The sequence below is a fragment of the Apilactobacillus kunkeei genome (assembly GCF_005930975.1).
Classification (GTDB): domain Bacteria; phylum Bacillota; class Bacilli; order Lactobacillales; family Lactobacillaceae; genus Apilactobacillus; species Apilactobacillus kunkeei_E.
On the sequence record NZ_VBSE01000043.1, the window covers coordinates 57,863 to 76,378 of the forward strand.

The 18,516-nt window shown below is 35.0% G+C and carries 21 protein-coding genes, 1 tRNA gene and 1 other annotated feature; all 22 genes read right to left on the bottom strand.

The window, feature by feature from the left end; translation table 11 throughout:
• Positions 1 to 11 precede the first annotated feature (11 nt).
• Positions 12 to 743 (bottom strand): Stp1/IreP family PP2C-type Ser/Thr phosphatase, encoded by a 732-nt coding sequence (locus FD688_RS06400; protein WP_138742288.1) that lies wholly within the window; start codon positions 741 to 743, stop codon positions 12 to 14.
• 2 nt (positions 744 to 745) lie between these two features.
• Positions 746 to 2,083, bottom strand: a complete 1,338-nt coding sequence (gene rsmB, locus FD688_RS06405) for a 16S rRNA (cytosine(967)-C(5))-methyltransferase RsmB (protein WP_138742289.1) — start codon at positions 2,081 to 2,083, stop codon at positions 746 to 748.
• Positions 2,073 to 3,029 carry a methionyl-tRNA formyltransferase gene (gene fmt / locus FD688_RS06410; RefSeq protein ID WP_138742290.1) on the bottom strand — a complete coding sequence of 319 codons (957 nt, stop codon included), beginning with the start codon at positions 3,027 to 3,029 and terminating at the stop codon, positions 2,073 to 2,075. Before fmt ends, rsmB begins: the two co-directional genes overlap by 11 nt.
• A 13-nt stretch (positions 3,030 to 3,042) precedes the next feature.
• Complete coding sequence (priA, locus tag FD688_RS06415) at positions 3,043 to 5,457, bottom strand: primosomal protein N' (protein WP_138742291.1); 2,415 nt, start codon at positions 5,455 to 5,457, stop codon at positions 3,043 to 3,045.
• 18 nt (positions 5,458 to 5,475) lie between these two features.
• A complete protein-coding gene (gene coaBC, locus FD688_RS06420) occupies positions 5,476 to 6,666 on the bottom strand; it encodes a bifunctional phosphopantothenoylcysteine decarboxylase/phosphopantothenate--cysteine ligase CoaBC (protein WP_138742292.1) in 1,191 nt (396 codons plus the stop codon).
• Positions 6,667 to 6,763: 97 nt separating this feature from the next.
• Positions 6,764 to 6,967 (bottom strand): DNA-directed RNA polymerase subunit omega, encoded by a 204-nt coding sequence (gene rpoZ / locus FD688_RS06425; RefSeq protein ID WP_041152297.1) that lies wholly within the window; start codon positions 6,965 to 6,967, stop codon positions 6,764 to 6,766.
• On the bottom strand, positions 6,967 to 7,584 hold the full coding sequence (gmk, locus tag FD688_RS06430; RefSeq protein WP_034531069.1) for a guanylate kinase: 618 nt from the start codon (positions 7,582 to 7,584) through the stop codon (positions 6,967 to 6,969). The genes rpoZ and gmk overlap by 1 nt, the downstream gene beginning before the upstream one ends.
• Before the next feature lie 63 nt (positions 7,585 to 7,647).
• Positions 7,648 to 9,339, bottom strand: a complete 1,692-nt coding sequence (gene recN, locus FD688_RS06435) for a DNA repair protein RecN (protein ID WP_138742293.1) — start codon at positions 9,337 to 9,339, stop codon at positions 7,648 to 7,650.
• Between the two features lie 18 nt (positions 9,340 to 9,357).
• Complete coding sequence (locus tag FD688_RS06440; protein WP_138742294.1) at positions 9,358 to 10,164, bottom strand: TlyA family RNA methyltransferase; 807 nt, start codon at positions 10,162 to 10,164, stop codon at positions 9,358 to 9,360.
• 11 nt (positions 10,165 to 10,175) lie between these two features.
• On the bottom strand, positions 10,176 to 11,069 hold the full coding sequence (locus tag FD688_RS06445; RefSeq protein WP_138742295.1) for a polyprenyl synthetase family protein: 894 nt from the start codon (positions 11,067 to 11,069) through the stop codon (positions 10,176 to 10,178).
• Positions 11,069 to 11,299 carry an exodeoxyribonuclease VII small subunit gene (locus tag FD688_RS06450; RefSeq protein WP_138742296.1) on the bottom strand — a complete coding sequence of 77 codons (231 nt, stop codon included), beginning with the start codon at positions 11,297 to 11,299 and terminating at the stop codon, positions 11,069 to 11,071. The genes FD688_RS06445 and FD688_RS06450 overlap by 1 nt, the downstream gene beginning before the upstream one ends.
• Positions 11,299 to 12,639 carry an exodeoxyribonuclease VII large subunit gene (xseA, locus tag FD688_RS06455; protein WP_138742297.1) on the bottom strand — a complete coding sequence of 447 codons (1,341 nt, stop codon included), beginning with the start codon at positions 12,637 to 12,639 and terminating at the stop codon, positions 11,299 to 11,301. Before xseA ends, FD688_RS06450 begins: the two co-directional genes overlap by 1 nt.
• Positions 12,632 to 13,489 (bottom strand): bifunctional 5,10-methylenetetrahydrofolate dehydrogenase/5,10-methenyltetrahydrofolate cyclohydrolase, encoded by an 858-nt coding sequence (locus tag FD688_RS06460; RefSeq protein ID WP_138742298.1) that lies wholly within the window; start codon positions 13,487 to 13,489, stop codon positions 12,632 to 12,634. The genes xseA and FD688_RS06460 overlap by 8 nt, the downstream gene beginning before the upstream one ends.
• 100 nt (positions 13,490 to 13,589) lie before the next feature.
• Positions 13,590 to 13,991 (bottom strand): transcription antitermination factor NusB, encoded by a 402-nt coding sequence (nusB, locus tag FD688_RS06465; protein WP_034531062.1) that lies wholly within the window; start codon positions 13,989 to 13,991, stop codon positions 13,590 to 13,592.
• A complete protein-coding gene (locus tag FD688_RS06470) occupies positions 13,991 to 14,428 on the bottom strand; it encodes an Asp23/Gls24 family envelope stress response protein (protein WP_138742299.1) in 438 nt (145 codons plus the stop codon). Before FD688_RS06470 ends, nusB begins: the two co-directional genes overlap by 1 nt.
• Before the next feature lie 45 nt (positions 14,429 to 14,473).
• The gene (efp, locus tag FD688_RS06475) at positions 14,474 to 15,037 is read right to left on the bottom strand and encodes an elongation factor P (protein ID WP_034531060.1); all 564 of its coding nucleotides are present in this window, start codon (positions 15,035 to 15,037) and stop codon (positions 14,474 to 14,476) included.
• 172 nt (positions 15,038 to 15,209) lie between these two features.
• Positions 15,210 to 15,506: a 50S ribosomal protein L27 gene (gene rpmA / locus FD688_RS06480; protein ID WP_034531059.1), complete on the bottom strand. Its 297-nt coding sequence runs from the start codon at positions 15,504 to 15,506 to the stop codon at positions 15,210 to 15,212.
• 21 nt (positions 15,507 to 15,527) lie between these two features.
• On the bottom strand, positions 15,528 to 15,872 hold the full coding sequence (locus FD688_RS06485; protein ID WP_138742300.1) for a ribosomal-processing cysteine protease Prp: 345 nt from the start codon (positions 15,870 to 15,872) through the stop codon (positions 15,528 to 15,530).
• A 14-nt stretch (positions 15,873 to 15,886) separates the two neighbouring features.
• Positions 15,887 to 16,195 carry a 50S ribosomal protein L21 gene (gene rplU, locus FD688_RS06490; RefSeq protein ID WP_034531057.1) on the bottom strand — a complete coding sequence of 103 codons (309 nt, stop codon included), beginning with the start codon at positions 16,193 to 16,195 and terminating at the stop codon, positions 15,887 to 15,889.
• Positions 16,196 to 16,213: 18 nt separating this feature from the next.
• Positions 16,214 to 16,290 (bottom strand) — a sequence feature (ribosomal protein L21 leader region).
• Between the two features lie 98 nt (positions 16,291 to 16,388).
• Positions 16,389 to 16,462: transfer RNA gene (locus FD688_RS06495), tRNA-Arg, on the bottom strand.
• A 75-nt stretch (positions 16,463 to 16,537) separates the two neighbouring features.
• Positions 16,538 to 17,050 (bottom strand): hypothetical protein, encoded by a 513-nt coding sequence (locus FD688_RS06500; RefSeq protein ID WP_138742301.1) that lies wholly within the window; start codon positions 17,048 to 17,050, stop codon positions 16,538 to 16,540.
• A gap of 91 nt (positions 17,051 to 17,141) precedes the next feature.
• Positions 17,142 to 18,485: a type I glutamate--ammonia ligase gene (gene glnA, locus FD688_RS06505; RefSeq protein ID WP_138742302.1), complete on the bottom strand. Its 1,344-nt coding sequence runs from the start codon at positions 18,483 to 18,485 to the stop codon at positions 17,142 to 17,144.
• Positions 18,486 to 18,516 lie beyond the last annotated feature (31 nt).

Sequence of the window (18,516 nt, forward strand, 5' to 3'; positions counted from 1 at the left end):
AATGATCACTCCTAACCTAAATCATCGATTAAAATAGCAGAAATATTATCTTTTCCACCATTATCATTGGCAGTATCGATTAAACGATTAATCTTTTCATGTCCACTTAGTCGCATATTTAAAATTTTTGATATTGTCTCATCACTAACCATTTTAGTTAAGCCATCACTACATAATAGTAATTGATCACCTGGTCTAAACTGAATGTTAGAGATATCGACATCTGCATCTGAAGAAACACCTAATCCCTTTACAATTACATTTTGTAAATTAGAATCGACACTTTCTCCATCTTTAACTTCGCCTTTTTCAATTAAAAAATTAATGTATGAATGATCGACGGTAAGTTGCTTAAGTTGACTACTTCTTAATAGATAACAACGACTATCACCCAGATGCGTTAGTAGATATTGATTTCCAAAGAACAATGCGACAACAACCGTGGTTGCCATTTTACTTAAACTTTCATCTTTAATTCCCATTTCAACAATCTTATTATTTACATCACTAATCGTTTGAGATAGCCATGTTTTGGTATCGATAATTGAACTAATATGATGATTTTGAAAAGCTTGTCCAATAAAATCAACCGCTGTTGAAGCAGCAATTTCACCACCATTGCTTCCCCCGACTCCATCGGCCAGGATTGCAATTAGAGCACCTTGTCGATTTTTAAAATAGCCAACATAATCTTCATTACTAATTCTTTGTTTACCAATAACAGAATTAGCAGCAACTTCCATTTCTATTCACCACCATTTTTTATTAAATTACATACGAAGAATCCATCTGAATCATAATCATCTGGATAAATTCGAATGTAACCATCATTTAACGGAATACCCATTTTGGAAACTGGATCAACACGTTTAAAATCAGGATTTCGTTTTAAGAATTCAGCAATCACATCTGAATTTTCTTGATTCAAAATGGTACAAGTACTGTAAACTAGCTTACCACCTTTTTTAAGCTTTTTGGCAGCAGAAGTTAAGATGTCCAATTGGATGGATGCTAATTTTTTAACATCTTCCATCCTCTTTTCGTATCTAATTTCTGGTTTTCTTCTAATCAAACCAATCCCTGAACATGGTGCATCAATTAAAATTTGATTGAATGTTTCGTCATCATATAAATTATCAAGTTTTCTAGCATCACAAGCTTGAGTGGATAAAACATCACTAACTCCTAATCGTTTGGCATTCTTTTGAACTTGTTTCAAACGATTATTGTGTAAGTCCAATGCTTCAACATGCCCACCTGCTTCTTTTGATAGATGTTCGGCAATTTGAGTGGTCTTTCCACCAGGTGCTGAGCAAGTATCCAATATAACGTCAGATTCCTTAATGTCCATGGATTCGACTGGTAACATAGCACTTTCATCTTGAATCGTCATTTGACCGTTCTTAAAAGTGTCACTGTAACTCGCAGATTTCTTAGTTAAGATTAATCCTGATTCAACCAGTTTACTGTTTTCAACACCATAACCTTCAGCTTTTAATTTATCTGACAGAGATTGCTTACTAATTAGCTTAGAATTAAAACGTACTGATTGCTTTGAAGGTTGATTAATACTCTTTAGGATGGAAATTGTCTTTTTTTCACCCACTTGTTTTTCCAACTCTTTAATCATCCATTCAGAAATACTGTATTCAATTGAGAGTTTCTTAATTGGATCATCAATATCAGAAAAGTCCGGTAATCCCTTCCTTTCGATTTGATGAAGCACTCCGGTAACTAATCTTCTAATTCCATCATGACCCATTTTCTTAGCTATCTTGATGGTTTCATTAAAGACAGCTCTAGTGGGAATCTTGTCCAAGTATTCCATTTGATAAATCGCAGAATATAATAATTCCTTAACCCAATCATCCACTTTATTTGAATTCTTTAGGAAGTGATTTAATTGGTATTCTAATGTTAAACGATGTTGAATAACACCGTAAACAATATTGGTAAGCAATGCGATATCACGACTGCTTAAGTCGCTATTTTCAATAACTTGATTTAGTTGTAGGTTGGAATAAGCTCCGTTTGAAATTTTACTAAGCGTCTTTACAGCCAGTAATCTAGGGTTACTTGACATCTTCTATCACCATATCTCCTTGTTGAATTGATTGACCAGCACCATTTAAGAAAGCGTTGATTGGTTGTTTTGGTTTACCAGACGGTTGGATTTCCAAAAGTTTTAAGACTGTCCCATCTCCACAAGCAATTTTTAAACATTTCTTTGTTTTTTCAACCACTTGACCAGGTTTTAAGTCAGTAGTTTCCTCTAAAGGTTCAGCACTCCAGAACTTAGTGCGTTTTCCTAACATCATAGCAAATGCATTAGGTGATGGACGTAGCGCTCTGATTTTTCGATCAACTAGAAATGCTGTCTTGGTGAAGTCTAATTCTTCTTGTTCTCTAGTAATGTTTGGTGAAAATATAACCTTGTCTTCATCTTGTGGAGTCGGATTAACATCCCCGGATGCCACCTTTGGTAATGTTTCAAGAAGTAAATCTCGACCAATAATGCTTAATTTATCAAATAGTGATTGAGTATCATCATCTGGTTGGATATCCAATGACTGCTGAGATAATACATCCCCAGCATCCATTTTCTTAACCATGTACATGATTGAGATTCCGGTTTGTTTGTCACCATTAATCAGTGAATATTGAACTGGTGCACCACCACGGTATTTTGGTAGCAATGAACCATGAACGTTAACTGCGGCAATCTTGGCAGCATTCAATAGCTTTTCTGGTAAGAATTGTCCAAAAGCAGCTGTAATAATGAAATCAGGATTAATTTCTAAAATCTTTGCCATTTCATCACTACCAATAATTTTTTCTGGTTGTAGCACTGGAATTGATAATTCTAACGCTGCTTCCTTTACAGGTGATGGTTTTAATACTCTTTTTCTTCCAAAAGGTCGATCTGGTTGAGTAACAACCGCTTGTACATCATAGTCGTTACTTTCCACTAATCCTTTTAATACAGGAACTGCAAATGATGGAGTTCCCATAAATACAACTTTTTTCATTTTATCTACATCCTTACATAAAGTTCAAAGGATCAGGGTCTATGTTAACGTATAGTCCCTTTTGAGCATCCTTTTGATAATGATTCAATATATATTCCAAACATGGTTTCATATTTGGTTCGTTTTTATACTTAATAATAATTTGGTAGTAGTACTTATTCTTTAATTTTAAGATTGAACTAGGTGATGGTCCTAACATAATTGCTTGGTCACTTAGCTTTGCCTTTAAAATCTTAGCAATTTCGTACATTTTAGCAGCTGCCTTAGCCTCATTGACATCAGAAGCTGATATTTTAACAGTGAAATAATAAGGTGGATAGTTAGTCTGATGTCTAACATTCATTTCCTTACGATAGAACAATTCGTAATCCTGTTTCTGTGCTAGCCTAATGGCATAGTGATCCGGATTAAAGGTTTGAATATAAACCAATCCTTTTTTCTCTGCACGACCAGCACGTCCACTAACTTGAGTTAATAGGTTAAAAGTTCTTTCACTAGAACGAAAATCAGGTAAATCAAGTGATGTATCAGCATTCAAAACACCGACAAGTGTAACGTTAGGAAAGTCAAGACCTTTCGCAATCATTTGAGTACCAAGTAAGATATCTGCTTCACCATTACCAAACCTTTGTAAAATTCGTTCGTGTGAACCTTTTCTTCTAGTGGTATCAACGTCCATTCTTAAGATGCGAGCATTTGGAACCAATGATTGAAGTTTTTCTTGAACTTTTTGAGTTCCAGTACCGTAATATCTTATTTTTTTACTGCCACAGTTTTTACACTTATTAGGGATTGGTTCCTCATGGCCACAATAATGACACTTCATCGTTCTTGAATCCATATGCAAAGTAAGTGAGATATCACAGTTTGGACAATGTAATACAAACCCACAACTACGACACATGACAAATGATGAATAGCCTCTACGGTTTAACATCAACACAATCTGTTCGTGTTTTTGTAAACGATTGTTAATCGCCGATAGTAATTCAGATGAAAAATCTTCCTGACCACTGTTCTTTACCTCTTCCTTCATATCAATAACCCTAACCTCAGGTAAGGATTGGTTATTGATTCTATGTGGAAGTTTGATTAGTTGATAAACACCCTTGGTAGCTCTTGCTCTTGATTCCAATGAAGGAGTAGCACTACCTAAAACTAACGGACAGTTGTGAAACCTTGCTCGCCACTTAGCGACGTCTCTCGTATGGTATCGAGGTGAATCATCCTGCTTATAACTAGCTTCGTGTTCTTCATCCATAATGATAATACCGATATTATCTAATGGAGCAAAAATGGCAGAACGTGCTCCAACGACCACGTCAGCTTCACCATTATTAACTCTGCGCCATTCATCATACTTTTCACCATTTGATAATCCACTATGTAACATTGCTACTCTATTCCCAAATCGACCCTTAACTCTTTTTACCATTTGAGGAGTTAACGATATTTCAGGTACTAGCATTAATGCAGTCTTACCTAATTCAAGTGCTTTTTGGATTGATTGAAGGTATACTTCAGTTTTTCCAGAACCAGTTACACCTTCTAGTAAGAAAACATTATCCTGTTCGAGCTTAGTTGCAGCACTTATTCTATCGACGGCAATTTGTTGATCATAATTTAACTTTAATGGTTTGTTTGTTCCAACTTTGCCTTGATATGGATTACGGTATTCCTCTTGCAAGAACCTGGTAAACCATCCCTTATCAACTGCACTTTTAATTGCAGATTCAGGGATATTAAACTCATGAACTAACTTACGTTGAGCAATCTCTTTGTCATTATTATCGACAATAAATTCAAGAATCTTAATTAGGTTCTTTGAATTCTTACGAATATTATTTAATTCTTCATTTGCTTGCTCGGTTGTTAAGTTTGGTTTAATAGCATATATCTTTTTAGCTTTGGCCCCATCTGAAACCTTGTATTGAACAGAAAGTTTATCAGCTTTACGATATTGAATAATCTTCTTTAAATCACTGGCTGAGTATTCATCCACGTCAAAATCAACAACATTATTATCACCAAAAATGGTTAAAATATCGTCGTCGACTTCATTTGAATCATTTAATACTAATTGTTTTTGATACTTCGCTCTCATCACACTTGGAAGCATCGTTAAGATACAACTAATTTGAAAGGAATATGTCTTTTCTGCCATCCATCTGGACATATCTAGTAATTCAGCATTCAAAACCGGGTCCAAATCCAATAGTCCGGAAATTTCCTTTAATTTGCCATCGAATGATCCGTTTTTATCAATATCCCAAACAATTCCCTGAATTTTACGTCCACCATTTCCAAACGGAACGACTACACGCATCCCTTTTTGTAGTTTATCGTTTAACTCATCTGGTACTAAGTAAGTATATGGTTCGTTAGTTTGCATTGTTGGCACATCAACAATTACTTTTGCTAAATTCAATCTAACTCCCCCTTTAATTTAGTCGATTCTGTCACTAATGATATCAATCAATTCATTAGCAATTTTATCCTTACTTTCTACGTCACTTTTCTTAAATACTCCAGTTTCATCAATAAATGAAACTTGGTTATTATCGCTATTAAAACCAATTGTCTTGTTGCTAACATCGTTAGCTAACAACAAATCTAACTTTTTCTTGGCTAGTTTTTGCTTGGCGTTATCCAATAGATTTTGTGTTTCTGCAGCAAACCCTACGACAAATTGATCATTCTTTATCTTTGATAATTCCTTTAAAATGTCCGGTGTCTTTACCAAATGAATATCTAATTCGTCACCATTTTTCTTGATTTTTTGTTCAGAATATTCGGCTGGCGTGTAATCAGAAACAGCAGCTGCCATTACTAATACATCAGCATCATTAAAATTATCTTCAATCGCATTCTTCATTTCACTAGCTGAACTAACATTGATAATGTTTACATTGCCATTTATATGTTGAGTTTCGGATGATGAAATTAAAGTCACGTCAGCTCCTGCATTCATTGCCGCTCTGGCAATAGAATATCCCATCTTACCTGATGAATTATTGCTAATGTATCTAACAGGGTCAATTGCTTCTCTAGTTCCACCAGCTGTGACAATCATCTTCTTGCCCGCTAATTGATTATTTTGTTCAACCATCAATTCTAGTCTTTCAATAATTTCTTCAGGTTCAATCATTCTGCCCTTGGCTTCGTATCCTTCGGCAAGAAAGCCTGAAGTTGGATAGATGATTTTGCCACCATCATTCTCAATTTGTTGAATATTTCTTTGAGTTGCAGGATTATCCCACATGTTATTGTTCATTGCTGGGACAATCACTTTTGTAGAAGGTGTTGCAAGCAACGTCGTAGTAACTGCATTGTCACCAATCCCGTTAGCCAACTTGGAAATAGTATTTGCTGTGGCTGGAGCAACAATCGAAATATCAGCCCATGTTGCAATATCTATATGGGTGATTTCATTAGCATCCTTTTCGTCAAAAGTATCAGTAAAAACAAAGTTTTTAGTTAATGTTTGAAATGCCAATGGTGTAACGAATTGTTGAGCACCCGTGCTCATAATGACTCTGACGTCGTTTCCGTTTTTAATTAATAATCGCGCTAAAGTTAACGACTTATATGCGGCAATACTACCGGTCACATATAGAGCTATTTTTTTATTATTCACTAATCAAACCTCCCATACCATAAGAACTTATTACCTATATTGTATCAAAAAATCAAAATAAAAACCCTTGCATTGCTGCAAAGGGTTAATTTATTTATTATTTGTTATCTCTAGTTAATTCAACCTTGCCGGCAACGATTTCTTCGAAAGCCTTACCAACAGATTTTCTAGATTTGTATGAGTCTAATAATAATGGTGATCCAGCATCAATATCATGAGCTCTCTTACTTGCTAGCATGATTAATGAGTATCTTGAATCAACTCTTTCAAGTAGTTTGTCAACAGATGGATATAATAGCATTAGTCTTCTTCTCCTAACATTGATAGATAATCCGGCATTACGCGGTTAACTTTTAATCTTTCACTGTTAACGATAGTCTTAATTCTATCAACAGCATTTTCAACTTTGTCGTTTAATACCGCATAGTCATAGTTTCTCATCATCTTAATTTCAGAAACAGCTGTCTTGATACGCTTATCAATGACATCCATGTCATCAGTTCCACGACCAATTAAACGATTCTTTAGCACAACTAAATCAGGTGGGGTTAGAAATACAAATACTGCTTCTGGGCAATTAGCTCTAACCTGCATTGCACCATTAACTTCGATTTCTAAGAATACGTCATGACCTTCATCCAAAGTCTTATTAACATAGTTCAATGGAGTCCCATAGTAATTGTCAACATACTTTGCATATTCTAGCATTTCACCATTTTTGATATGGTCTTCGAATTCTTCTTTGCTAACAAAGAAATAGTCTTTACCGTTTACTTCACCTTCACGAGGACTTCTAGTAGTCATTGAAATTGAGTACTTGAAATCAACATCTGGTTCATTAAACAATGCTTTTCTAACAGTACCTTTACCAACACCAGAAGGCCCTGAAAGAACAATTAGCATTCCTCTTTTTGCCATTTTAAAACCCCTCAAAATTTTATAATACTACCATTATGGCCTATTTTACTGATTTTTTCAAATTTATTTTTTGGTTTCATCAGCTAACTTCAATAATTCGTTAGCATGTTGAAGCGTTAAATCAGTGACCGTTGTCCCAGACAACATTCTAGCCAGTTCATCTACACGTTTTTGAACTGATAACTTGATGATACTTGTCTTAGTGCGATTCTTATCAATCTTCTTTTCAATAAAGTAATGATGATCAGACATTGCAGCAACCTGTGGCAAATGCGTGATACATAGAACCTGAGATTTTTGAGCAATCTTACTAATTTTTTCAGCAATCGCTTGTGCAACTCTACCAGAAACACCTGTATCTACTTCATCAAAGATGATTGAAGTAACACCTTGCATATTAGTAAATAGTGTCTTTAGCGCCAACATAATTCTAGAAAGTTCCCCACCAGAAGCAATCTTTGATAGTGGCAACATTGCTTCACCTGGGTTGGTTCTCATATAGAATTCAACACGTTCTGTGCCATATCTATGGAATTCACCGATTGGTAACTTTTCAAAGTTAACTTTAAACTCGGTTTTAGCCATGTATAAATCAGCTAGCTGGTCATGAACTGATTCTTCCAGCTTAGTTGCTACTGCATGACGCTCTGTGTTTAATTCATCAGCTAAATCTCTCAACTTCTTTACTGTTGATTCATATTGTTCATTTAAATCTTCACCAGTTGTTTGATCAGCTTGCATGGTTGAAAGTTCTTTAACAACATTATCGTAATGCTTTAGGATTTGTTCAATTGAATCACCATACTTACGCTTTAAACCGTAGATGACATTTAGTCTTTCTTCGATTTCTTCTAGTCTACCTTGGTCAAATTCTTGTAAGTCCATTTGATCAGAAATGTTGTCAGAAGCATCTTGTAGTAAGTAAAAAGCGTTTTTGATGTTGTCTGAAATTTCTCTAAATTGAGGATCAACTTCTTCAATAGATTCCATTGAGTTCTTGGCCTCGCCAATCACATCTAAGGGATTAAATGTTTCATCCCCATTAATGGCACTAAAACTCATGTTTAAGGCATCAACAATTTTTTGATAGTTAAGCAAATGGTCTCTTTGGCTGACTAATTCTTCTTCTTCGCCAACTTCTAGATGAGCATTACTAATTTCATTTTCTTGAAATTCCAACATATCAAGTCGTTGTGACCATTCTTTTTCATTACCACGTTTTTCTTTAATTGATGCTTTTAATTGTTGGTAATGATCAAACGTTTCTTGGTATTTAGTTAAATTATCACCGATTTGTTTATGACCAAATTCATCAAGTAAATGAACGTGTCTTTCTGGTTGCATTAGTTCTTGATGTTCATTTTGGCCATGAATATCAACGATTGTTTCCCCGATTTTCTTTAGCATCGTGGTATTAACAAGCATCCCATTGACACGACAAATATTGCGACCATTTCTATATATTTCTCTTTGTAAAATGACGCTATTATCACTATGATCAATTCCCATATCATCTAACACTTTGTATGTTAAACCGTCTTCTGGGAACACAAATAAACCTTGTATTAATAACTTATTACTACCAGTTCTGATAAAGTTTTGTGAACCTCTGCCACCTGCTAATAGGCCAACAGCATCGATAATAATTGATTTACCAGCACCAGTTTCACCAGTTAAAACAGTCATTCCATTGGAAAAATCAATTTCTAAATGGTCAATAATCGCAAAATCGTTAATTGATAGGTTTTCAAGCAATCAAAAGACTCCCTTTCATTACTTTAGTTCGTCAGCTCGTTTGATAGTATCTTCTATCGAAATATCTGGATTAATTGAAGGATTGTCAACAGATTTTAGGTCTACTAAGAATTCAATGTTACCTTCGCCACCCTTAATTGGTGAAAAGTCTAATCCTTCAACTGAGTAACCAGCGCTAACGGCAAATTTTATAATGTCTTCTAAAACTTCGGCATGAACGGCGTGGTCTCTGACGATACCGTGCTTACCTATTTTATCTCTTCCGGCCTCAAATTGTGGCTTAATTAAAGCCGCAACATGACCATTTTTTTCAAGAATATCTTTTAGTGGTGGCAAAATCAAGTGAAGTGAAATGAAAGAAACGTCAATTGAAGCAAATTCTGGTTGACCTTCTGTAAAATCATCTAGCTTTGAGTATCTAAAGTTGGTGTGTTCCATCACAACAACTCTTGGATCTTCACGTAGCTTCCATACTAGTTGGTTACTACCAACATCCAAAGCGTAACTTTTTTTTGCACCATTTTGTAACATCACATCAGTAAATCCACCAGTAGATGAACCAATATCTAAAACAATCTTGTCTTTAACATCAAGATTAAATACCTTCAATGCTTTTTCAAGCTTTAGACCACCTCTACTAACGTATGGCATTGGTTTTCCTTTTAAATGTAACTTTGTATCTTCAGGAATCTTAACACCTGGTTTATCCAAACGTTCTTCATTTTTACCTAAGACTTCACCGGCCATTACGGCTCTCTTAGCTTTTTCTCTTGTATCAAAAATACCCTGTTGAACAAGTAGCACGTCTACTCTTTCTTTTTTCATGCGAACTACTCCTATTTTTCTATTTTAAAGTAATCTAAAAATGATGATAATAGTTCTGTATCGACATCATTTTCGTCTTTTAATTCGTCTAAAATTTGGCGGCTATGACTAACTGTGTTTTCTAAGTAAGAATACGCCTTATCTAGTCCTAAATGGTTAGTATAAGTGTTTTTGACTCCATCTTGATTCACAGGTTTACCAAGTTCTTCTTGACTTGAAACAACATCCAAGATGTCATCATAAATTTGAAAGGCCAAACCATAGTCAGCACCAAATTGATCTAACTTTTCCATCACATCATGACTAGTATTTGACAAGATTCCACCGGCAATCATCGCATATCTAATTAATGCACCAGTTTTTCCCTCGTGTAATTTTTTAATTTCATCCAGAGAAAGCTGTTTATTTTCATTCAAAATATCCATTGATTGACCCGCAACCATCCCTGATGGGCCAGCGAATTTAGATAGATAGTAAACTAATTGAGCCTTTTTATGATCATCTAAATCATTATCGGTCAACCATTGAAATGCCAATGTTAATAAGCCATCTCCAGCTAATGTAGCTAGACCGGAACCGTATATAACATGATTGGTCTTTTTACCACGTCTTAAATCATCATCATCCATTGCTGGCAAATCGTCATGGATTAATGAATAAGTATGTAGTAATTCAAGCGCACTAATCGCCTTTAAATCATCGTCAGTCATTTCATGATTTAACGTCTTTAAGGTTGCAATGGTCATCAGTGGTCTCAATCTTTTACCACCAGCCATCAATGAATAAATCATTGATTCAGCAAGTTGATCATTACTAACATCTTTTTCGACTTGATTAGCTAGTTTGCATTCAATTTGTGGCTTGTATTCATCAATAAAATCAGATAAAACTGCAGATTGACTCATTACTTATCTTCACTTTCTTTTTCAAATGCAACTTCAGAATCATCATCTGTCATTTCTTTAGCCAATGTCTTTTCAGCATTCTTCAAAGTACTTTGTAGTTCACCGCTTAGCTTAACACCTTTTTGGAATTCACTTAGTGCTTTTTCCAAAGGAATATCACCTTGTTCTAATTCGGAAACGATTTGTTCTAGTTTGTTCATGTTATCTTCAAAACTTGTTTTTTCAGCCATTATTTACTCTCCTTTTTGACTTCATTAACAGTTGCTTTCGCATATCCATCAATTAATTTTAGTTCAATATCATCATTTTTCTTAATGTCATCAACTTTTTTAATGACCTTTCCTTCGCTGTTTGTTGTAAAACTAAATCCACGAGACATAACCTTTAATGGGCTTAGATGATCTAAAGCGTCAACTCTTTGTGTTAGTTGGTTTTGCTTATTTCGAATCAACAACATAATGTTTCTTTTTAATTGATCGTCTTGTACTTGTAGAATTTGTTGTTGTTCTTTAATTAAGTTCTTCGGTGAATTAATTTTTAAATTATATACTAAATCATTTAATATTCTATCGGATTGGTTGATTTTTTCTTTTAGAGCATTCATCAATCTTTCATTTAACATATCAATTTTTTGTACATAAGAATCATACAAACGTTCAGGTTGCTTGAATATGTAAGATTGTTGAATCTTAAATAAACGTTGTTGTAATTGATTTAACTTATTTCTAAAAGCATTAAAAATTCGTACTTGGTCATTTTTAATGTCAGTCATAACATCATTCAATACCGGCACTGCTAGTTCTGCAGCGGCAGTTGGTGTAGCTGCTCTTACATCAGCAACTAAATCAGCAATTGTTGTATCCGTTTCGTGTCCAACTGAAGAAATCACAGGAATTTTACTATCAAAGATTGCTCTTGCAACAATTTCTTCGTTAAATGGCCAAAGGTCTTCAATCGAACCTCCACCACGTCCAATAATCAATGTGTCAAAATCACCACGTTCATTCACACGATTAATTTGACGAACAATATCGGCAGCAGCTGCATCCCCTTGCACTACGGCAGGATATAAAACGATTTGAGCAATTGGATATCTTCTTCTGGTGGTTGTAATAATATCTCTAATAACAGCACCACTAGGCGAAGTTACTACCGCAATTCTCTTAGGATACTTTTCCAAAGCTTTTTTTGGAGCGTTGAATAATCCCTCAGCAGATAGCTTTTTCTTTAATTGTTCATATGCTTGATACAAGGCACCAACACCATCTGGTTCCATGTGATCAATGTAAATTTGATAATTACCGGTTGCTTCATAGACTGAAATTCTACCAGTAACTAATACTTTCATTCCTTCTTCGGGTTTAAACTTAACCTTATCGAAAGCAGATTTAAACATGATAGCACTGATCTTAGCGTTATCATCCTTCAAGCTAAAGTATTGATGTGCTGGTCTCAATCTAAAGTTAGAAATTTCACCAGTTAAATAAACCTTATCTAGATAAGGATCACGATCAAACTTTTTCTTTATATAGCTTGTTAAATCGCTAACACTTAGGTAATCATTACCCATTAATATCACTCCACTTTGATAGTTCTACGGTTTGTCTCATTAATGTAGCGATGGTCATTGGACCAACACCACCGGGTACAGGAGTTATGTATGAGGCTTTTTTGACAATACCATCATAATCAACGTCTCCAACTAATTTACCTTCATCATTAACGTTTTGACCAACGTCAATTACAACTACTCCGTCTTTTACATCACTTTCTGTCACTGTATTAACCTTACCAGTAGCAGATACGATAATATCGGCGTCTATTGTGTATTCTTTAATATTTGCATAATGGTTTAAAACTGTTACTTCTGCACCAGCATTGATTAATAACGCTGCCATTGGTCTACCAACAATGGTACTTCTACCAATTACGACTGCCTTTTTACCCTTTAAATCAATACCATATTCTTCAAACATTGTCATAACACCTTTTGGTGTACATGCCACAGGATAATTACTTTGTTCGTTTAAGAATAATTTACCAGAATTAATCACTTGAAATCCATCTACGTCTTTATCTGGGTTAATTTGACTCATAACGTATTTTTCGTTGATGTGCTTTGGTAATGGTGATTGAATCAAAATTGCATCAATATCATCATCATGGTTATAATCGTTCAATATGTTCAATAATTCGTCTTCAGTGGTTTCTTCAGGAAGAGCCTTAACGATTGACTTAATTCCTAATTGTTGAGCTTTCTTATGCTTGCTTCTCACATAGCGGTGGCTAGCTTGATCATCCCCGACGATAATCACAGCTAGGCAAGGATTCTTACCTTGTTCGTTTAATTCTGAGACCATATCTGCAGTCTCTTGATTAACTTTCTTTGCTAAAGATCTTCCATCAATAATATTGCTCATCATAAAACCTCCAAAGGATTATTTAATTCTCTTTTATTTTAGCATATAAAAAAATGTTTATGTAATAAAAAAAGACTCGCCTTTAAGCGAATCATTTTTCTTAAGCAATTGTGTTTGATAAAACTCCATTAACAAATTTTCTTGAGTGATCATCACTGTATTTCTTTGTTAATTCCAACGCTTCATTAATTGCCACCTTAGTAGGGACATCGTCAACGTATTTAATTTCAAAAAACGCAAGTCTTAGAATCGCAAGGTCTGTCTTAGCAATTCTGTTAATGGACCAACCGGAAACAAGATATGAGATTATACTATCGTCTAAGCTATCCTTATTTTCGATAACTCCATCTACTAAAGTGTTATAGTATGATGGAATTTCTGTTTCTTCATCAGTTCTGGAGATAGCATGAAAAAATAGTTCCTTATCGGTTGTATCATTTGCATTGATAGCAAACAATGTTTGAAATGCATACTCTCTTATTTTATGTCTAGTAAATTCCACTATTTTTCACCCTTATCGCTACTATTGCCGTTTAATAAACTTTTTGAATTAGACCTTTTATCTTGTTTTTCGTGAACCACACCTTCTACATGAACATTAACTTCACCTAAATCAAGTTCAGTCATGAATAGAAGTTGTTGTTTTACTTGTTCTTGAATTTCTAGAGCAACCTTAGGAACAGAAACCCCGTAATTTAGATATACGTAAACATCAACAATTAATTTTTCATCTTTAAAATTAAGTCTAATGCCCTTACCAATTTCTTTACGACCAAATAGTTCGTTAACACTTGTTGCCAATGACCCACGCATGCGCTTTACGCCCTTTACTTGGACAGAGGCAATACTTGCGATTACTTCCAATACATTTGGTGAGATTTGAATATCCCCAAACTTTGAACTAGCCTTTGGTAAAGAAATATTTGTTTGTTCTGCCATAATAATTACCCTCCAATCAAAATAAAAGCATCAATTATTTATTAATTAAGCTCTTGAGATGTATGTTGCATCATTGGTGTTAATAACTAGTTTGTCACCAGCATTAACAAAGAATGGTACTTGTACAATTAAACCAGTAGTCATAGTAGCTGGCTTGCTTCCACCTGAAGCAGTGTTACCTTTGATACTTGGTTCAGTTTCTGCAACTTCTAGAGTAACAGTGTTTGGAACTTCGATACCGATAACTTCGTTTTCGTATTGAACAATACTTACGTCCATGTTTTCTTGTAAGTAGTTTAAAGCATCCTTGATCTTGTCACCAGGTACAGTAATTTGTTCGTATGAGTCCATATCCATAAATACGTAACCTGCACCATCTTCGTATAGGTATTGCATATTTCTAGTGTCAATTTGTGCTTGTTCCATTTTTGCACCGGCACGGAAAGTCTTGTCTTGAACAGCACCTGTTCTTAGGTTCTTAAGTTTAGTACGTACGAACGCACCACCCTTACCTGGCTTTACGTGTTGGAAGTTGATGATACGCCAAATTGCGTTATCTACTTCAATAGTTAATCCTGTTTTAAATTGGGCAGTTGAAATTGTTGCCATGATTAAAACTCCTCCTAGTATTACTAATATGTTTTATATGATAGCAATGTTAGTGCATCAATTGCAATCGTAATCGTTACTACCATTGTACCATGTTAGCTTTATTTAAATAAGTCTTTGGTAATAAAAAAAGCCTGAAAATAAATCAGGCTTTTTCTACATTATTCACTAATTACTTAGCAACTGCTTCAGATACTGGGTATACTGAAACTTGACGCTTGCTGCGGCCCATACGTTCGAAACGTACAACACCATCAACTAAAGCAAATAAAGTATCATCACCGGCACGCTTAACGTTTTTACCTGGGTAAATATGAGTACCACGTTGACGGTAAATGATTGAACCAGTAGTAACTTTTGATCCATCAGCAGCCTTTGTACCTAGACGACGACCTGCAGAATCACGACCGTTGGCTGTTGAACCTCCCCCTTTATGGTGAGAGAAGAATTGTAAATTCATTTCTAACATTGGATTACACCTCCGTACAATTTAATCTATTGTAATATCTAATTTAATATAATCAGCATAACTTTGAGAAATATCCCGCATTCCGTTTTGGAATGTTGATAAAATTGCCTGAGCAGCAATCTCATCATCGGAAGAATTAGCTTCAGGAACTGTAACTTCCATAAAACCACCATCGATGTCATCACTAACAACTTTTGGTTCTATGTTAGCAACCTCGGTCAACCCATTTACAGTGGAAATGGATAAAACAGAAACCGCTGCGCAAACAATATCCTTACCATACTCACCTGAATCAGCATGACCGGATAGACTAAAACTAGTAATTCGATCACTTTGCTTATCATGAATAATATTTGCTAATATCATTTTTAATCCTCTAATTAAGCCTTGATTGAGTCAATCATAACCTTAGTGTATGGTTGTCTATGACCCTTCTTAGAACGAGAACCCTTCTTAGGCTTGTAACGAAGAATAGTAATCTTCTTACCACGGCCTTGCTTTTCAACAGTACCTTCAACTGAAGCACCGTCTACAAGTGGAGTACCAACCTTAGCTGAGTCACCACCAACGAAAACTACTTGATCAAAAGTAACCTTTTCACCTTCGTTTGCATTTAGCTTTTCAACGTAGATTGCTTCACCTTCAGCAACTTTATATTGCTTTCCGCCTGTTACGATAATTGCGTACATAATGTGCACCTCCTTGAATAATATGCTTAGACTCGCCGAAAATAAGCGCTTCACATAGAAGACTTAATACTCATTTCGTGCGGTTGTAGCTGTGAAAGTCCACAAATACAACAAAGTAAGTATACATATTTTGAATAATTTAGTCAAGAAAAAAAGCATATCATAAGTGATATGCTCCAACAATTTATTCAAATGTCGCGAGAGAGATTCGAACTCTCGACCTACGGTTTAGAAGACCGTTGCTCTATCCAGCTGAGCTATCGCGACATCAAAACTCAACAAAAAACATTATATCGGATAATCGACATGGTGTCAATATGATTTTTAAATGAATTAAAAATTTTATAATGAATTAATTTCACTAAATTGAGCTGACAATGATTTATCATCAACGCCAAGGTCTACTATACCAAATTTTAGGAACATTTTCCAGGAAAATTGGAAATCTTTTTTAGAATGATTATAAAAACCGTTAAACATCATTCGTTTAATTGATAAATATACTTGATTGAAGTCACGATCTGCAGCAATGCTTACGATTTTTTTGAAATCTTCTTCATCAATGGCAATTACATCTAACCAGTTATGAATACTTGCAAACAGCAAGTAATACTTCATTACGTCGGCAACATCTTTAGTAATCATTTCCTTGTAGTTTTCAACATCAATATTTTCTTGATCTTTTTTATATACAGAGAAACGTTTTGAATCCTCTGCTAATTTAGCTAATGATAAATCCAATTGGATAAATAGCTTTTGTTGCTTATTATTGCCGTTTAGGAGCAATTGCTGCTTTTGTCCCATGTTATTGAATTTGGCAACAGCTTGTTGAATCATTTCGTCAAATTTTAGCAATCTAAACACCTCACATTTTATTTTATCATTATGACAAACGTTTGAAAAATAAAAAAAGCCGGCAATAAGCCGACTCTTTTTCAAATGGTTATTAGTATTTTTCCATGTATTGGTTACGTTCCCAATCAGAAACTTGAGCACGATAAGCATCGTATTCTAAATGCTTAGCAGCTAAGTAACTATTGAAAATCTTTGAACCTAACGCATGTTTCATTGTTTCATCAGCAGATAATTCTTCTAGAGCATCTAACAAGTCATCTGGTAGGTTAACAATTTCGTTTTCTTTTCTTTCTTGAGCATCCATTCTGTAGATGTTACGGTCAACACTCTTAGGAGGTACGATACCGTTCTTCAAACCATCTAGACCAGCTTCTAGAACAGAAGCAATAGCTAGGTATGGGTTGGCTGAAGCATCAGCACTTCTTAGTTCAAGACGCGTAGCTTGTCCACGAGCATTTGGTACTCGGATAAGTGGAGATCTATTTGAACCTGACCAAGCAACGTAAACTGGTGCTTCGTATCCAGGAACAAGACGTTTGTATGAGTTTACTAATGGGTTACAAATTGCAGTGTAACTCTTAGCATGTTTAATCAAACCACCTAAGAAGTGGTAAGCAGTTTCTGATAACTTTAGTTCACCATTCTCGTCGTAGAATACATCACCACTATCGTCAAATAATGACATGTTTAAGTGCATTCCAGAACCATTGATACCACTTAGTGGTTTTGGCATAAATGTAGCATATAAGCCGTATTTTCTTGCGATTGTTTTTACAACTAATTTAAATGTTTGAATATTATCAGCAGCGTTTAGGGCATCTGCATATTCGAAATCAATTTCATGTTGACCTGGAGCAACTTCGTGGTGAGCAGCTTCAACATCGAAGCCCATTTCTTCCAAAGTTAGAACAATTTCACGACGACAGTTACCACCTAAATCAAGAGGTGCCATGTCAAAGTAGCTACCTTCATCATTTAATTTAACAGTTGGTTTTCCATCTTCATCAATCTTGAATAGGAAAAATTCAGGTTCAGGACCAATGTTAAATGATGTAAATCCAGCATCCTTCATGTCTTTTAAAACACGGATTAAGTTATTTCTTGGGTCACCTTCAAATGGTGTTCCATCAGTCTTGTAAACTTCACAAATAACTCGAGCAATCTTACCGCGTTCTGAACTCCATGGGAAAATCATCCAAGTTGATAAATCAGGATGTAAATACATGTCACTTTCTTCAATTCTTACGAACCCTTCAATTGATGATCCATCAAACATAATCTTGTCATTTAATAAATCATCTAATTGACTGATTGGAACCTCAACATTCTTTAAAGTTCCTAAAACATCAGTAAACATTAAACGTAAGAATTTTACGTCCTCTTCTTTAACAATACGACGAATGTCGTCTTTTGAATAATCATGCTTTGTAGCCATATACACCTACTCCTAACGTATTCAACATTAA

Coding starts and splice junctions, on each gene's coding strand:
- rplU (WP_034531057.1), bottom strand. CDS start 16,195: ATGTACGCAATTATCGTAACAGGCGGAAAGCAATATAAAGTTGCTGAA.
- gmk (WP_034531069.1), bottom strand. CDS start 7,584: ATGGCAAAAAGAGGAATGCTAATTGTTCTTTCAGGGCCTTCTGGTGTT.
- rpoZ (WP_041152297.1), bottom strand. CDS start 6,967: ATGCTATTATATCCATCTGTTGACAAACTACTTGAAAGAGTTGATTCA.
- xseA (WP_138742297.1), bottom strand. CDS start 12,639: ATGGGTAATGATTACCTAAGTGTTAGCGATTTAACAAGCTATATAAAG.
- FD688_RS06470 (WP_138742299.1), bottom strand. CDS start 14,428: ATGGCAGAACAAACAAATATTTCTTTACCAAAGGCTAGTTCAAAGTTT.
- glnA (WP_138742302.1), bottom strand. CDS start 18,485: ATGGCTACAAAGCATGATTATTCAAAAGACGACATTCGTCGTATTGTT.
- efp (WP_034531060.1), bottom strand. CDS start 15,037: ATGGCAACAATTTCAACTGCCCAATTTAAAACAGGATTAACTATTGAA.
- FD688_RS06445 (WP_138742295.1), bottom strand. CDS start 11,069: ATGAGTCAATCTGCAGTTTTATCTGATTTTATTGATGAATACAAGCCA.
- FD688_RS06400 (WP_138742288.1), bottom strand. CDS start 743: ATGGAAGTTGCTGCTAATTCTGTTATTGGTAAACAAAGAATTAGTAAT.
- rsmB (WP_138742289.1), bottom strand. CDS start 2,083: ATGTCAAGTAACCCTAGATTACTGGCTGTAAAGACGCTTAGTAAAATT.
- FD688_RS06485 (WP_138742300.1), bottom strand. CDS start 15,872: ATGATATTAGCAAATATTATTCATGATAAGCAAAGTGATCGAATTACT.
- rpmA (WP_034531059.1), bottom strand. CDS start 15,506: ATGTTAGAAATGAATTTACAATTCTTCTCTCACCATAAAGGGGGAGGT.
- FD688_RS06460 (WP_138742298.1), bottom strand. CDS start 13,489: ATGAGCAATATTATTGATGGAAGATCTTTAGCAAAGAAAGTTAATCAA.
- FD688_RS06450 (WP_138742296.1), bottom strand. CDS start 11,299: ATGGCTGAAAAAACAAGTTTTGAAGATAACATGAACAAACTAGAACAA.
- fmt (WP_138742290.1), bottom strand. CDS start 3,029: ATGAAAAAAGTTGTATTTATGGGAACTCCATCATTTGCAGTTCCTGTA.
- FD688_RS06440 (WP_138742294.1), bottom strand. CDS start 10,164: ATGAAAAAAGAAAGAGTAGACGTGCTACTTGTTCAACAGGGTATTTTT.